The organism is Gracilibacillus sp. Marseille-QA3620 (assembly GCF_054950035.1).
The window spans coordinates 2473426-2488975 of the sequence record NZ_CM143102.1 but is presented as its reverse complement, the minus strand read 5'-3'; the positions used below and the strand labels follow the sequence as shown (position 1 = coordinate 2488975).

At 43.0% G+C, this 15550-nt stretch carries 18 protein-coding genes; 14 read left to right on the top strand and 4 right to left on the bottom strand.

Going from position 1 to position 15550, the window contains the following annotated elements; translation table 11 throughout:
- Positions 1–16: 16 nt before the first annotated feature.
- Both ACY8DX_RS12550 and ACY8DX_RS12545 read right to left on the bottom strand, forming a co-directional pair.
- Positions 17–1240, bottom strand: a complete 1224-nt coding sequence (locus ACY8DX_RS12550) for an ISL3 family transposase (protein WP_462406874.1) — start codon at positions 1238–1240, stop codon at positions 17–19.
- Positions 1241–1355: 115 nt separating this feature from the next.
- Entirely contained in the window at positions 1356–1781 is a 426-nt protein-coding gene (locus tag ACY8DX_RS12545) for a GIY-YIG nuclease family protein (RefSeq protein ID WP_439802430.1), read from the bottom strand.
- Positions 1782–1811: 30 nt separating this feature from the next.
- Here ACY8DX_RS12545 and ACY8DX_RS12540 point away from each other — a divergent pair, with 30 nt between their 5' ends.
- From ACY8DX_RS12540 to ACY8DX_RS12530, 3 genes are all read left to right on the top strand, one after another.
- The gene (locus tag ACY8DX_RS12540) at positions 1812–2516 is read left to right on the top strand and encodes an anthrax toxin lethal factor-related metalloendopeptidase (protein ID WP_462405312.1); all 705 of its coding nucleotides are present in this window, start codon (positions 1812–1814) and stop codon (positions 2514–2516) included.
- Between the two features lie 35 nt (positions 2517–2551).
- Complete coding sequence (locus ACY8DX_RS12535; RefSeq protein WP_439802428.1) at positions 2552–3511, top strand: thymidylate synthase; 960 nt, start codon at positions 2552–2554, stop codon at positions 3509–3511.
- Positions 3512–3647: 136 nt separating this feature from the next.
- On the top strand, positions 3648–4244 hold the full coding sequence (locus tag ACY8DX_RS12530) for a hypothetical protein (RefSeq protein WP_462405311.1): 597 nt from the start codon (positions 3648–3650) through the stop codon (positions 4242–4244).
- A gap of 423 nt (positions 4245–4667) precedes the next feature.
- On the opposite strand, the gene ACY8DX_RS12525 is transcribed toward ACY8DX_RS12530, so the two are convergent.
- Positions 4668–5159, bottom strand: a complete 492-nt coding sequence (locus ACY8DX_RS12525; protein WP_049670640.1) for a CotY/CotZ family spore coat protein — start codon at positions 5157–5159, stop codon at positions 4668–4670.
- A 123-nt stretch (positions 5160–5282) separates the two neighbouring features.
- Here ACY8DX_RS12525 and ACY8DX_RS12520 point away from each other — a divergent pair, with 123 nt between their 5' ends.
- Complete coding sequence (locus ACY8DX_RS12520; RefSeq protein WP_462405310.1) at positions 5283–5636, top strand: DUF1360 domain-containing protein; 354 nt, start codon at positions 5283–5285, stop codon at positions 5634–5636.
- Between the two features lie 101 nt (positions 5637–5737).
- On the opposite strand, the gene ACY8DX_RS12515 is transcribed toward ACY8DX_RS12520, so the two are convergent.
- Positions 5738–6814, bottom strand: a complete 1077-nt coding sequence (locus ACY8DX_RS12515) for a glycosyltransferase family 4 protein (RefSeq protein WP_462405309.1) — start codon at positions 6812–6814, stop codon at positions 5738–5740.
- Positions 6815–6971: 157 nt separating this feature from the next.
- On the opposite strand from ACY8DX_RS12515, the gene ACY8DX_RS12510 reads away from it, so the two are divergent.
- From ACY8DX_RS12510 to ACY8DX_RS12465, 10 genes are all read left to right on the top strand, one after another.
- The gene (locus ACY8DX_RS12510) at positions 6972–7727 is read left to right on the top strand and encodes a glycosyltransferase (RefSeq protein WP_156185590.1); all 756 of its coding nucleotides are present in this window, start codon (positions 6972–6974) and stop codon (positions 7725–7727) included.
- Positions 7724–8749 carry a glycosyltransferase family 4 protein gene (locus ACY8DX_RS12505; protein ID WP_462405308.1) on the top strand — a complete coding sequence of 342 codons (1026 nt, stop codon included), beginning with the start codon at positions 7724–7726 and terminating at the stop codon, positions 8747–8749. Before ACY8DX_RS12510 ends, ACY8DX_RS12505 begins: the two co-directional genes overlap by 4 nt.
- 161 nt (positions 8750–8910) lie before the next feature.
- Positions 8911–9255: a hypothetical protein gene (locus ACY8DX_RS12500; RefSeq protein ID WP_049670644.1), complete on the top strand. Its 345-nt coding sequence runs from the start codon at positions 8911–8913 to the stop codon at positions 9253–9255.
- A 111-nt stretch (positions 9256–9366) separates the two neighbouring features.
- A complete protein-coding gene (locus ACY8DX_RS12495) occupies positions 9367–10236 on the top strand; it encodes a glycosyltransferase family protein (protein ID WP_462405307.1) in 870 nt (289 codons plus the stop codon).
- Between the two features lie 113 nt (positions 10237–10349).
- Positions 10350–11441 carry a non-hydrolyzing UDP-N-acetylglucosamine 2-epimerase gene (wecB, locus tag ACY8DX_RS12490; RefSeq protein WP_462405306.1) on the top strand — a complete coding sequence of 364 codons (1092 nt, stop codon included), beginning with the start codon at positions 10350–10352 and terminating at the stop codon, positions 11439–11441.
- Positions 11434–12420, top strand: coding sequence for a polysaccharide biosynthesis protein (locus tag ACY8DX_RS12485; RefSeq protein WP_462405305.1), 987 nt, complete (start codon positions 11434–11436; stop codon positions 12418–12420). The genes wecB and ACY8DX_RS12485 overlap by 8 nt, the downstream gene beginning before the upstream one ends.
- Positions 12417–13244 carry a dTDP-4-dehydrorhamnose reductase family protein gene (locus ACY8DX_RS12480; RefSeq protein WP_462405304.1) on the top strand — a complete coding sequence of 276 codons (828 nt, stop codon included), beginning with the start codon at positions 12417–12419 and terminating at the stop codon, positions 13242–13244. The genes ACY8DX_RS12485 and ACY8DX_RS12480 overlap by 4 nt, the downstream gene beginning before the upstream one ends.
- Positions 13241–14134, top strand: a complete 894-nt coding sequence (locus ACY8DX_RS12475) for an NAD-dependent epimerase/dehydratase family protein (RefSeq protein WP_462405303.1) — start codon at positions 13241–13243, stop codon at positions 14132–14134. Before ACY8DX_RS12480 ends, ACY8DX_RS12475 begins: the two co-directional genes overlap by 4 nt.
- Positions 14135–14240: 106 nt before the next feature.
- Positions 14241–14741, top strand: a complete 501-nt coding sequence (locus ACY8DX_RS12470; protein ID WP_462405302.1) for a dihydrofolate reductase — start codon at positions 14241–14243, stop codon at positions 14739–14741.
- A 13-nt stretch (positions 14742–14754) separates the two neighbouring features.
- Positions 14755–15483 carry a lysophospholipid acyltransferase family protein gene (locus tag ACY8DX_RS12465; RefSeq protein ID WP_462405301.1) on the top strand — a complete coding sequence of 243 codons (729 nt, stop codon included), beginning with the start codon at positions 14755–14757 and terminating at the stop codon, positions 15481–15483.
- Positions 15484–15550: the final 67 nt, after the last annotated feature.

Genomic DNA, 15550 nt, shown 5'->3' with positions numbered 1-15550 from the left:
CTTTTTGCTCTATCCCTTATCCTAATGAATCGCCGATGTTTTTATATTGATGATGGAGAAGGATTCTCGCGCGGAATCGGGTGAAATTCCGATAGCCAAATCCATTCCGTTTCATGACCTTTGTCAAATTGTTTAAGCCTTCCACAAACCCATTCGAGTAATTGAACTCGAAGCGATTTAAGATTTCTCTTTCCCAGTTTCGATACGTTTGGACTGTCTTGCTCAATTCAGGAATGCCACTCTCTTCTACCTTCTGATAGAACTTGCGAAGTTCTTTCTGCGTCTCCACAATCCCATTTTCTCCATTTTCTTTTGCCTTATAAAACCAAGTATAAAAGGCTTCCTTGAGCTCATACGCTTTCTGGAGCTCAGGGGAAAAGCTGAAGTATCGCTGAAGAAGCCATTGGTCTTTCTCCGTTAATTTATGAGCAGCTTTATGAAAGATATAGCGGGCTTTCTTGCATTTCTTTCGGTCATATTCATGCCACCTGGCCTGTTCCCTCACTCGAACCCGATCCAGCGCCCAATTCATATATCGCACAAAGTGAAAGCTATCCGCCACAATGATGGGACGATCCAACGCCTGTTGAACCGCCGCTTTAAAGGCCTGGCTCATGTCCATGACCACCACTTTCACCTTCGCGCCGTATTGGCGCAAATAGTCCTTGATGGTGTCCTTTCGCCGGTTTGGTAGGATGTCAATTGGCTCGCGAGTCTCGGCATTTGCGATGATGAGCTGGTACTTTTCCTTGCCTGTATTCCCCTTGAATTCATCAATGGCAATCACTTCTGGTAAGGCTGACTTCCCCTTCATGGAGGACGGGACAATGGCATCAAACCGCCGGATGATGGTACTGACGGATGTGTGGTATTGAGCGGCGATTTCCTTGAATGTCTTCGCTTTGATGGCTCGTATTTGTACTTGTTGGTTCCATTCTTTTGAGAAGCGTTGATACCGATCGACAAACGGATTCTGTTCGGCAAACCTTTTCCCGCATTGACAGGCATACCGGCGTTTACGATACTGGAGAATCGTTGGTCGTTCCGCCATTTTCAGATGTCGAACGGACTGGATGCGATAATCATGAACCTTCCCTGTTTTCTCGCCGCATCTTGGACAAATATGCGGGGTCAGGGGCATCTCCACGGTCATTTCAAAAACACCATGATCATTTACCTTGGACTTTATCACCTTAACGTCTTCTAAACCTGGCAATGTTATGTTAAAATTCAAGAGCACACATCTCCTTTTCGACTTGTTTCTCGACAATTCAAGTATAAGAAAAGTGGAGCATGTGTGCTCTTTTTTTATGTCCGTTTTTTGTGGACACCCCAACATTTAGTATAGAACCGTTTTATTTATAGTTGAAACTCTTGATATATTCATCTGTCAAAGGAAGCGCAGGTGTCCCTAAATAAATGAAATGGGACGGACATTTACAGTCCGAGGAACCCATCCGCGGCACGAGAATTTTTCCCTTGGCAATGAATTTACCAGCAAGTTCACATTCTGATAAAGAATCATCATATGTTATAATCTTTAAGATTGTTCCATATGGACGGATATAATCCATATGCCAGCGTTTCTTCTTCTCTCTACATATATGGCGCTCAATCCGTTTCTTTAGATTACGCTTGGCGCTGCCGACATATACATAGACACCCCTTTGGAAGGAATAGGTGCCTAGTTTGCCTATTTCAACCTCGCATTCCTTTTCGATTAATAGAAAGATAGCATAGTAGAGATGGTGCGCAGGCGGTGTTTGAAATTCTTGTATCATAGTTCATTCGCTCCTAAGAAGGTGATTACGTTGGGAAGAAGAAAAGGATATGGCATTGCTGTTATCGCTGTTTTATGTATGAGTTTAATGCTGATATGGCCGATCAGCCGCTATTACGCTGAAGCGATGTTTCTACGAGATAAGGGTGGCCAGGTTTCGAATCCAGCCATCCTATCATCTATCATTATTTTACCCGAAAAAGAAGAGGATTGGAACGAGGCAGGAGAGATCGTTGCGAGGATCAGTTCACTGCCAGAATGTTTGCTGGAAAAAATAAAGGACAATGGCATTCGGCTGAAAATATTTACCGATCAATTGACTGACCAGCCGGAAGCAGCCCATCTCAAGGGTGTTCTGCCAAGGGGGTATACGACTACAACCTGGGATGATGTGCCGGGCATGGGCGGCGGAAGGACGGTATTGGTGAAGGCCGGCTCAAGTGATATGGGAATGGGGCATGATTCCATGAATCTTGAACTGCATGAGCTTGCCCATTCAATCGATTCCATTATTTTATCCGATAGAAGCCAATCAGAAGAATTTAAACAAATTTGGCAGGAAGAGGTTGCTCATGTCTTCCCGGGAAGAGATTATTTCCTTGATTACCCGGAAGAATACTTTGCTGAAACATTTACACTTTATTATTATGATGAGGAAATGCGCAGCCGTTTATACACAAATGCGCCAAAGACCTTTGCGTTTTTTGAGCAGCTGGAATTAACCCAATTTGCTTGATAATATAGAGATAATTCGCCATGGAGGGGATCGCATTGAGTAAAAATGAACAAGCCTATTTAGATTTATGCCGGCATGTGCTGGAGAATGGAACGAGGAAATCAGACCGGACTGGAACAGGTACGATGTCTGTTTTTGGGCATCAGATGAGGTTTGATTTAAAGGATGGTTTCCCTTTATTAACGACGAAGCGTGTACCGTTTCGCTTAATTGCGAGTGAATTGATTTGGTTTATTAACGGAGATACGAATATTCGTTTCTTGCTTCAGCATAACAATAATATTTGGAATGAGTGGGCATTTAAAAAGTGGGTAGAAAGTGATGAGTACACAGGACCTGACATGACAGACTTCGGCATTCGTTCACTAAAGGATGAGGAATTTAAAAAGGTCTATGATGAGCAAATGGAAATCTTCAAAAAGAGAGTGCTTGAAGAAGATGATTTCGCTGCTAAATATGGCGAGCTGGGCAATGTGTACGGGAAACAATGGAGAGCTTGGAAAACCTCTACGGGTGAAACAATTGACCAGCTGAAGGATGTCATCCATGATATTAAGCATAATCCCTCATCACGGAGATTGATTGTGTCCGCGTGGAATCCAGAGGATGTGCCGACTAATATGGCCCTCCCGCCTTGTCATAGTCTGTTCCAATTCCATGTGGCTGATGGAAGATTATCCTGCCAGCTGTATCAGCGCAGTGCAGATATTTTCCTCGGCGTGCCATTTAATATCGCAAGCTATGCCCTATTGACGCACTTGATTGCGAAAGAATGCGGTCTAGAAGCAGGCGAGTTCATTCACACTTTAGGAGATGCTCATATTTACCTGAATCACGAAGAACAGGTACGGACCCAGTTGCAAAGGGAGCCGAAAGAGCTTCCGCAATTGGTAATTGATCCGTCCTTTACAAGCATCTTCGAATTGAGCTTGGATCAGTTGAAAATTGAAGGCTATGACCCGCATCCGACCATTAAAGCTCCGATAGCGGTATAACAGCAAGAGAAAACCGGGGCTGTCTCGTTAATGACGATGACAGTCCCGGTTTCTTTCGTTTCATGAGTCAATGGACAAACGCCTGCTGCATATAAATATCATGAATGATATTTACGTGAGAAACGGAGGAGTCCATATGAATGAACAAAATGGCGGCGGCTCGGTTGCCCCTTTATTCTATATTATTCAGCCAGAGATCCAAATAAAACGTTCAGAGCAAAATAATCAAGAAATTTATCATAGCAGAGAAGTAATCGTGGAGTCGTCGCTTGTTGGAGCAAAGCTTGAGCAAGATGACGCCCAGCATGCAAAAGCTGCAGCTGCAGCGGCTCAGTCAATGCAGGAAATTCAAGAGGAAGTCAAACAAATTTCAACGGAGTTTAACATTCCTGTCAATATTCAAGCAGAGGCCATGAAGAAAATGGAGGAGCTTGGTGCTGTTAAGGAGGAGCCTGTTCATCTTGAGAAAGAAGCTCCAATAGCATCCGAGGTGAAGTCAGTGGCAGAGGTAAGTGAATCTGAAGCAGAACGCAAAAAAGCTGTCAGAATGACCGTCACCCGCCTGGCACGGTATCCGCTTGTTGTACCAAAGCCTGTTTGCGAATTGACGATTCAAGGCGAAAAGGTTAACGCCATCATTGAAAGCAAGCGCGGTGAAATGGTGAGGCTTCGGGTTGGATCAGTCACCAAATCCTTTTCAATAGATGAGATTGAGGATATAAAAATAGTATAAAATGTACCTGCCATTTCCCCGTACGGCTGTACGGGGTTTTCTTATGAAGGGATATGACTCTCCAGAAAAGATTGAATCAGAATGGAGAAAGGAAAATAACTTCAATAACATGAATAAGGAAAATTCAATCCTAAATAGATATTGTCTCTTGTGGTGTTATGTTCTTGCCAATTGGTCTTCTAAAAAATAGAAAGAATAAGGAATTTGTCCAAACCAATTGAGGGCTTGGTTAATAAGATACAGTAGAAAATGAAAGACGAATGACAAGCCGTCATCTTAAATCCCGTCTTATCCTGATTCTAAGCGGCCAAGCCCAATCTGTAAAAAGGAATCAAAAAAACAACCTGAGGTTTAGGGCCCCCAGGCTGGTTGAACGATTTCGTGATAATTTGGCAACATGTTTCTGCCGTCTCCAACATATGGTTAGGTAAGTGTGATTGGAGGCAGGCAGGAGACAGAGACGAAGGCTTTCAAATCGACTGTTATAAAGGCATCTGTGCAAGTCAGCACTTCGTTTTGTAGTTCAAATAGAACCTGTGACGGTGTAAGCTGGGTGTCAGTAATATATGGAATGGTGCTGGAGCTTTTTAGCAATTCCAGGGATGCGCAATTGTTCTCCGGATCTACATCTTCTACACGGAAAATGGCTGAATAAAGCAGGCTGGATGTCGATGGAGCGACATTCTCCCTGACAGCGCCGTATCCGATGAAAGGCAATCCTGTGCACTTCAATTGAAGAATGATTGGGATTGTATTGTAGCCAGAGGTTGTAATTCCGCCAATTAATTCCTGGATAGCACGATTACAGCCAGTTGCTCCTTCTTGGCCAGGTTCCACTCTATCTTGAGCTTCCACAATTGCAAGCAAAGTATCAGTAATACAATTTTGTGTTTCATACTCAGAACCGCAACTCATGATTTTTCCTCCTTGATGTTTTATTTCCTTAACAGACTATGAAGATTTCACCTATCTGGTTTGATTAAATAGCCTATTTTTCGGCAATTTGGTAATGGTTCTGGAGATATGGAGGTGCTTTTTATGCTTGAGCTGGATTTTTTCTCTCTTTTGCTGCTGGGACTTGCTTCCTTTCGTCTGACTAGATTAATTGTATTTGATGCTATAACGGAAAAAATACGTGCCTTTTTTATGAAGGAAGTGGTACAGGAAAACGGGCAAGAAGGGGAAGAGATTTATTTAGTTCCAAGAGGAAGCGGTGTGAGAAAATTTATTGGGGAGCTAATCAGCTGCTTTTGGTGTACAGGAATATGGACAAGCGGTTTATTGATCGTGCTATATTCACTTCTTCCATCTGTTGGGATTTGGGTTTTAGCTATCTTATCGGTTGCAGCAGTTGCCAGTTTGCTGGAGATGCTTGTACAAAAGCTTTATTGAATAGGGTATACAAATAGAAGAAATACGGAGATACATATCCCAATGATTCGGTATACCAGTGAAAAAGCCTGATATCATCATGTGATCAGGCTTTTTACTGTTTATATTCTTTTAAGCTCAGTAATCATCGCAAGGAATTTGTTGGCATACTTTTGCAGGGAGAAATGCTCTTTCACATAATGGACGGCCCTTTGAGTAATTAATTTACGGTGACGTTCGTTATGAAGGAGATTCTGCCCTTCAAGGACAGCCTTTTGAATGTCACCCTGTTGATAAATCTGACCGGTCCGATTATGGAATGCAAAGCTTGAGATGCCATCAGAATTCGTCGTTAGGATAGGACATAGACAGCACATAGCCTCTAGCAGCGCATAGCCAAAACCCTCCGTGATGGTGGTGGAGCATAGAAAGCCGCCAGAGCTGGCAATTCGCGAATAATAAGTTGGCATTTGTTCGTGGGGAATATTATAGAATATTTGACAGTTCTTTAAGGAAGGGTTTGTTTCTAATAGCTCCTTGAATTCTTTCATATCAGCTGGAAGGAAGATTGTGCTGTCTAAGAAAAACCAAGCCCTTAAGCGCGGATTATTCGGGACTAAATGTAAATAAATTTGTATGAATTCCCGCCAGTTCTTGTGCGGTTCGATACGTCCAACCCAGCCAATGATGGGGTCGGGTTCTTTTTCCGGATTGATGTAAGTAAATTGAATGGTATTAATGCCATTATGAAAATGATATTTTCGTTTATTCGGAAATTCTCTGTTAGTAATATTGATTAAATGGGGTGTCTGCGGTGTCAGGATGGCGTCAGCATATAGATCGATGTATGGCTTTGCTAGCTGTTGTAAGAAGACTTTTGCTTCTGGGATTGACCCAAGTCCCTGGATTTCATAAATTAAGATGCCGGTGTAGCCATAATTCCGAATCACTTCAAGGTCGGTATAGGTAGAACACACAATAATAGCTTCATAATTTCCTTCCATGACCATTTTTTGCCGTTCAGAAGGGTCTGTAATGACAAAGGCTGCTTCATTCGTGATGTTTTGCAGACCGGGACCTGTGGAGGAGTATAATAGGTCAAATTTAATCTTATACGGTGCAAGAGCCATGCTGCGCTGTCTTGCTAATGTTTCTACCCCGCCGCTTGGGTAGTTATATACAAACAGCATTTTTCTCATTGTGGTGATCACCTCCATTTAATTTGTTTTTATAACTATATGAGGGCTGAGGGAATTAATGCCCCGTCTGATTGGGCGAGAACAATGGGAAAATTGGTGCATACAATGTTTGAAAGGCTTCCTTTTCGCCAGAGAGGGTGGAAGGGGAGTGTGAGTCATGGGACAAAAGATAGCACATGGCGGAAAGGTGAATGGAATTATGGGTCCAAAGGTGACAATCATTATCCCTTTTTATAATTGCCCCTATGTCGCACAAGCAATTGAAAGTGCCTTGAAACAAACCTATCGGAATGTAGAAATTATTGTCGTTAATGATGGGTCAACAATCCATGCCGATAAAATTCGCCCTTTTATCGGCAAGCTAATCTATATTGAAAAGAGTAATGGAGGAACGGCCAGTGCATTAAATGAAGGGTTGAAGAGAGCGAGTGGGGACTATATTGCCTGGCTGAGCTCTGATGATAAATTCCAGCCCCGCAAGCTCGAAAAACAGCTTGCTTACATGCAGGCTCTCCAATCCAGTATTAGCTATACAAATTTCTCTGTCATCGATGAGAAAAGCAGGGTCGTGACACAAAAGGCAGGAACACATTATCCCGATAGAGCAGATTTTGTACGTCATTTAAGCAAAGGCTGCCATATAAACGGATGTACGATCATGTTTAAAAAAGAAGTCTATGATAAAGTGGGGGAGTTTAATTCTTCCTATAAATATACACAGGATTATGATTATTGGTTAAGAGTCGTGCAGCATTATCCGTTTGATTATCTTGATGAGCCATTAACCTTGTATCGTGTCCATTCTAATATGGGTTCAAAACAGTATCCACGTGCCCAGCGAGCGGAAATTCTTGAATTACGTGCCAAGTATAAGCGGATTTTGGCGCAATTAGAATGGGGGACTGAGAGATGAGATTTGTCTTTCCGATATTGACCTTGTGTAAAGGCGGTGCTCAGCGGATGTTAGCTGAGATTACGAATGGATTGAGTGACAGGGGGCATGAGGTCACAATCGTGATGCCCCGCCATGGTGATGTTGAGTATCCTATTAGGTCAAGATTACATCGAACGGATAAAACGGTTTTGATGGAATCAGATTTTCCTTATGCTGATTTTATTATTTCGAACTTTTTTACGACGGTTCCTATTGCCCAGGAAGCCAGTCTTGCGGGCAAAGGGAGGCATGTCAGACTTAGCTTATGTTATGAACCAATCTTTTTGAGTGACCAGCATATTACTTTCCCATCATATAACGTCACGAAGGATATATTTGTTCTGTCGGAGTATCAGAAGGAATTGATTGCGATCAATCATGGCATTCAAGCGAAAATCATTCCTGTTGGGGTAAGCGATCTGTTTCATAATAAAAATCTTAGACAAAGCAATGCAGCACTAACGATTTCTGCCGTGTTAAGAAGACCAGAGGGCGGTCACTCTTGGCAAAGGAATCAAGACGAATTGGTGGAAACCTTAACCAACATCAAGGCTGGATATCCATATGTACAGGTGAATTGTATTGTCCCAGCTAATGAATACCGGTTATCCGCCCAGCTAAAAAAAATCATGAAACTAGGTTTGTTTAATTTGCAATGTCCGACAACGGATGAGCAATTAAGCGACCTGTATAACAAAACGGATATCTTTGTCTCCTCGTCAATCCATGAATCTGCACTCTTGCCGCCGCTTGAAGCAATGAAATGCGGGGCAGCAGTCGCTGCCTATTATGCAGGAGGGAATAAAGGATATTGCCGTCATGAAGACACTGCTTTGACATCATTCGCATACGAGCGAAATCTGTATGATCATATTGCCAGGCTTATCCTTGATAAGGGTTTAAGGGAAAGGATTGCTTTTGCGGGGCATGCGGAGTCATTGAAGTGGACGTGGGATAGAAGTGTGAATCGATTCCTTGAAGAAATTGAACATCTTTCTTAAAGGGGGAATGGAAAGGAAGCGTTAAGAGTTTGGGCAGGCAGGTGAGGCTGAAAAAAGAGAGAGAATTCTTCCGAAACCATGACATATATACAGTCTAAACATGAAAATGGTCATATAAAAGGTATATAGCGAAAAGCTAATACTTGATAGGAGGAACAGAAATGTCAAATCATCATAAGCCTCACCCGCATCATGCTCCAGTTCGTTGCAGGTGCACGGGATCTGGTATTGTCCCTGGACAATTCCCTCCAGGAACAAAACCGATTTCTCTTACGCCTCTTAGCAATACTTCCATCCGCCAGCTGCTGATACGATTCTTGCAAAGCGGCACAACGCTTGCGGAGGTCTTTACGGTTGCCTCCCAAATTCCGGGAGAGCCTGACCTTAGCAATGTAACGGTTGTAGCTGTTGGCGGCGATTTTGTCACATTCCAGCAATCTGCAAGCTTGGGCGGAGCACAAATCACCATCCGAATTCAAGATATCATTGGTTTCGAAGTAGCATAAAGGAATCACAAAAAAGCTTCATGTGTATACATGAAGCTTTTTTAATAGGGAGGTTCTATGATGAGTGAGCCGCTAACCATTCTATTTTGTACGAAAAGATTCCACCATAGAATGGAGAAAAGTACGGAATACCTTATTGCTGAACTAATGCAAAGAGTCAATCTATTCATTTGGGAGCAGGACGGGGATCTTCCAGCTATTCTTTCAAGCCTATCGGTAAACCCAGATTATATTCTCTTAAATGATTTTAAGTTCGATTACTCTCCGCGTATTTATGGTTTGGCTGCCAGTCCGGTACCGGTTGGGGCAATTCTTCATGAAATCAATCATAAGCCTTATCGCAGGAAGCAATTTTATGAGCGGGAGAATATCCAGCATTTGTTCGTACATTATCGGGATGCCTCCTTAAAAATTCTGCCAGAGCTAAAGAATCGCTTCGTTTGGTTCCCGCATCATGTTCCGGTGGATGTCTTTAAGGATTACGGAGAGGCTAGGGAGATTGATGTGCTGATGATGGGTATTTTGCTGAAGGGGCTCTACCCGAAGAGAACCGCCTTTTATGAACAATTAAAAACATATCCTGGGTTTGTCTATCATGAGCATCCGGGTTATGGCTCTCTTCCAGCTAAGACTAAGCACTATGTCGGTAATGCTTATGCAAGGGAGCTTGCCCGGGCGAAAATCTTCGTTACATGTGATTCTAAGGAGAAGCTGCCTTTAATGAAATATTTTGAGGCGCTTGCCTGTAGGACGCTCCTTGTGGCAACTGCCTCCCGGGAACTGGAGGACTTGGGGTTTATTGATGGGGAGACTTATGTGGCAGCTGATGAGCATACGGTCGTGGAGAAGGTGAAGTATTATCTCGCCCATCAAGAGGAAAGAGAGCGAATTGTTAATCAGGGCTATCAACTTATTCTAAAAAGGCATTCAACCGCTCAAAGGGTAGATGGACTGGTTGAATTTCTTTCAGAGCTGGCATGAACAAGGCCGGCTTTCTTTTTTTGCCGTGACAGGGTGAAATGTCTATTCATAAATTAGAAGAATCACATAATTTATAGGAGCGGATAAGGTGTGATCGAGAAGGAGGAAAAGCAGTGCATATCATGACGGTACTAGGGACACGGCCGGAGATTATCAGGCTGAGCCTTATTATGAAAAAGCTGGATGAGGTTTGTACGAAGCATACGGTTGTCTATACCGGCCAGAATTTCACGCATTCCTTAAGTGATGTGTTCTTTGAGCAATTATCCATTAGAAAGCCAGATTACCATCTTCATATGAGGAATATGAATCTTGGTGGTCAATTGGCTTCCATGTATGACTTTCTTGAAGAAGTATTGAAGAAGGATAAGCCTGATAGAGTATTGATTCTTGGTGACACAAACAGTGCCCTGAGTGCCATCCTTTTTGAACGATATGGAATCCCTGTCTATCATATGGAAGCAGGGAATAGATGCTTTGATTTACGGGTGCCGGAGGAGAAGAACAGAAGGGTAGTGGATGCGGTCAGCAGCTATAATCTTCCCTATACGGAAAAAAGCCGGCAAAACCTGCTTGATGAAAATGTACCGGTTAATCGGATTTTCCTGTCGGGAAATCCCATTAACGAAGTGATCATGCATTATCGAAAGAAGATACAATCCTCAGATATATTGACGAGACTTTCACTTGCAAAGAAGGATTATTTCCTTGCGACAATACACCGGGCTGAGAATGTAGATTCACCGGAAATATTAAAGGAAATCTTCACAGGCTTTAATCAGCTGGCAGAGATTCATGGGAAGAGAATCATTTGCAGTCTCCATCCTAGAACAAATGCCCGGTTAAGTGTGTTGAATGAATTTGAACTGAATTCATTGGTTGAATTACATGAACCATTTGGATTGTTTGACTTTGTGAAGCTTGAAGAGAACGCAGCATGTGTATTGACAGACAGCGGGACCGTGCAGGAAGAATGCTGCATTCTGCATGTTCCTGCCGTGACGGTCAGAGATGCGACAGAAAGGCCAGAAACAGTGGAGTGCGGGAGCAATATCCTGTCAGGGACTAAGGCGGACAGTATAGTAGAAAGTGTGGGGATTATGATGAAACAGGCGCTCTATTGGGAACTCCCTCAAGGCTATCAAGATCGAAATGTATCACAGAAAGTCATTAATTACCTGTTAGGAGTGAAGGGAGTTGTTTAAGGATAAGCGAATTCTGATTACCGGTGCAACAGGGTCGTGGGGACATGAGTTAGTAAGTCAGCTGTTACAGGAAAAGCCGAAGGAAATTCGGTTATTCTCCCGTAATGAATCAAGTCAGGTAGCGATGATGCGGCAGTTCTCTGATAAGCGCTTAAAATTCATCATTGGGGATATTAAAGAGCGAGAAGGCTTGATGCAGGCGTGTCAGGACGTTGAATATGTCTTTCATTTGGCAGCACTGAAGCATGTACCCGTATGTGAGGAGCAGCCGCTTGAGGCACTGAAAACGAATGTACTCGGCACGCAAAATGTCATTGATGCAGCCATATATAATCATGTTGAAAAAGTAGTCTATATTTCAACTGATAAAGCAGCAAATCCATCCAACTTCTACGGATTATCGAAGGCTATGGGAGAGAGACTTATTATTCACGCCAATACCTTGAACACAGATACGAAATTTGTTTGTGTCAGGGGCGGAAATGTCCTTGGAACAAATGGAAGTGTCATTCATGTCTTTAAGAATCAAATTGCTGAAAAAGGGGTTGTCGGTATTACCGATTTGCGGATGACCCGATTCTTTCTCACGATTGAGGAAGCAATTAGCCTTTTATTTAAGGCAACTTATGAGAGTATCGGCGGTGAAATTTTTGTCATGAAAATGCCGACATGCACCATCCTGGATTTAGCTAGAGTATTGATCGAGGATTCTGGCAAAGAGGGTGTCGAGATTATTGAGCTTGGAAAGAGACCAGGTGAGAAGATTCATGAAATCCTCTTTTCAGAATACGAGAGTGCCAGTACAGTACATTATGATCAGCATTATTTCGTCATTCTGCCAAGCATTGAGATTGATGGATTGAAAGAGTACTATGCCAGCTATAAACCAGTTGAAATGGAGAATTATAATTCGGGTGAAAATTTGATGAACAAGGATGAATTACGAACCCTGTTAGAAGAAGGTGGGTTCCTCTCATGAAGATACTCATTCTAGGCGGGGATGGCATGGCTGGACATGTGGCTGCTGCTTATTTTATGGGTCTATCTGATTATGAGGTACAGCGTACGACAAGAAGACGCGCGAGCAAGGATTCGGTCCAATGCGATGCACTAGATTTTGATCATGTTGGATCAATCCTATCTGATTGGAGACCGGACTTCGTCATTAATGCAATAGGCATTCTCAATCAGGGAGTTGATCGAAGCTTATATGAAGGGATAACACTGAACAGCTTGCTTCCGCATTTTCTTGCCCGTGAGTTGGATAAATACGGAGGCAAGCTGATTCATATCAGCACAGATTGCATTTTCAGTGGAACAAAGGGGGGATATACCGAAGATTCACCGGCAGACGGATTATCTTTATATGCAAAGACGAAGGCGTTAGGGGAATTAAATGAAACCAATCATTTAACCATCCGCACCTCAATCATCGGGCCCGAAAAGAAGCAGGATGGAATTGGATTGCTGAATTGGTTTCTGAAGCAAAAGGGAACGATATATGGCTATACAAATGTTTGGTGGAACGGTGTAACGACAATTGAACTGGCGAAATTTATCCATTATGCGATTGAAAATGAGCTGAATGGACTTTGCCATTTGCATGCTCCTGAGAAGGTGAATAAATACCAATTATTGATGCTTTTTCAAGAATTCCTGTTAAAGGATGACGTGAATATTCGCCCTGACGGTGAGATGGTATCTGATAAGACGTTAATCAGTACACGTAAGGATATAGTCTATACGGTTCCTTCCTATCAAGCCATGATGGCAGAGCTGTGCGAATGGATGGCTCATGCATGAAGACCATTCTCATCACGGGAGGCACTGGATTTACAGGCACAGCTGCATGCAGCCATTTTCGAAAACAAGGATATCAGGTCATAGCTACAAAAAGGTCGGGAACGGCTCTCGCAGATGAGCTTCTTTGTGATCTAACCAAGAAGGAAGAGGTTGACCAGACTCTCAAAAAAGCGAATCCAGATTACATTCTCCATCTAGCTGGCAAAAACCATGCCGGCGATTCCTGGATCGACCCGGAAACCTTCATGAAGGGAAATGTGGAAGGGACCCTTCACCTTTTGGAGTCTGTTCGCAGGATTTGCCCGAAGGTTAGAATACTTATCATTGGTTCTGCCCTTGAGGTCTGTCCAGCACTGGATAAGCCAAACCATCCATATGGCTATTCCAAAGCCATGCAAACTTCACTAGCCATCGCTTGGCATCATTTCTATCAAATGAATGTTTTAGTCGTTAAGGCTCCTAATCTCATTGGCCCTGGCCCATCAACTGGTGTCAGTGCCCTATTTGCGAAAAAAATCGTAAAGGGTGAAAAGGAGGGAGGCGCAATCTTAGAAATCAACACGGCTTCTTCCCCGAAAACCTTTCTAGATGTCCGTGATGCGGTGAAGGCTTACGAAGATATATTAGATAAGGGGAAGGCTGGAGTGGTATATGAGCTGGCCGGAGGCACCCTTTGCACATTAGAAGAGCTGGCTAATCACTATAAAAAGTTATCTGAAGGTCCTGTAATCATTCGGATGAGGATGATGGGGGAGGAAGAGTCAATGGAGAAGCGAATAGAAGGAAATCAGCTATTTGGCAGGTATGCCGAGAAATGGAGGATTGTCCCCTGCTATTCGTTACAAGGCAGCGTGAAGGATACACTGGATTATTTCCGGGTAAAATGTTAGCATAAAAGCCCCTTTACAGGGGCTTTTTATTTTTCTACAATAATGTACATGGCTTATAAATATATTGCTAAAATGGTAAGAGACTACTAATCATTTGGAGGTACATATGTTTTCAATTGTCGTGGCTTATGATCGGAATCGTGTAATTGGCTTGAATAATCAACTCCCTTGGCGTCTGCCGGCGGATCTTGCACATGTGAAGAAAACAACAATGGGAAAGGTCCTTATCATGGGGAGAAAAACATTCGATTCCATTGGCAGGCCCTTACCTGGAAGGGTAAATGTCGTTTTGACGAATGACCCTAGCTGGAGCCATGAAGGGGTGGAGGTATTCCATACGAAAGAAGAAATCATGGAGTTTGCTGAACAGACTGATAAGGAATGCGTTATTTTTGGCGGTCAGGCCTTATTTGAGATGTTCATGCCGTATGTAATGAAGATCTACCTGACTTTTATTGATGAAGAGTTTGAGGGAGATACCTATTTTCCTCCGGTGAATTTCCAGGAGGGATGGGAACAGATATCCTCGGTTAAAGGACCAAAAGATGAAAAAAACCCATATGATTATTATTTCCAGGAATATAGAAGAATGACCCCAATATCGTAAGGAGGAGCAATCATTGTTTCGATTAATCTATATGTTCTTTTATTTATGCGGCTATCTTTTATACAGTCTGCCTAGCCTGGCTAAGGCGAAAAAGCTGCATGCAGTTAACAAGGCGGAAAATGATGAAAAAATCCAAACAGTACCGAAAAAATGGGCAGCCGGCTTCTTGAGACATTCAGGCTGCAAGCTTGAGGTAACTGGATTGGAGAATATTCCAGACGGACCAGTGCTTTTTGTCGGTAACCATGAGGGTGATTTTGACGTGCCGGTCTTAATGGCGGGTATTCCAAAGCCTTTTGGCTTTATTTCAAAGATTGAAGTCAAAAAAATTCCGATTGTAGCTGGCTGGATGGAGGTCATGGGCTGCGTATTTCTCGATCGCAGTGACAGGCGTGCGGCTATTCAATCCATTCGCGATGGCATTAAACAGCTAAAAGCAGGCCACTCTGTTCTCATCTTCCCTGAGGGAACGCGGAATAGAGGCGGCGAGTTAGGAGAATTCAAGGCTGGAAGTCTTCGTCTTGCAAAGGATTCCAAAGTTCCAATCGTCCCATTCATGATTCAAGGGACGGCCGATATCTTCGAGAATAATCAAAATCGTATTAAACCGGGTACGGTGAAATTAGTCATCCTTCCGGCTATTCCTGCCGAGCGCTATGAAGAGGCGGGTATGGAACAGGTGGCAAATGATATTAAAGCAATCATTAATGAGGAAAGAGACCAACACTTAAAAGGTGCATAAAACAAAAAGCTGTCTAGTTTGAAGAGATTAACGAGCTAGGCAGCTTTTTTTGCATAAATTAAAATAG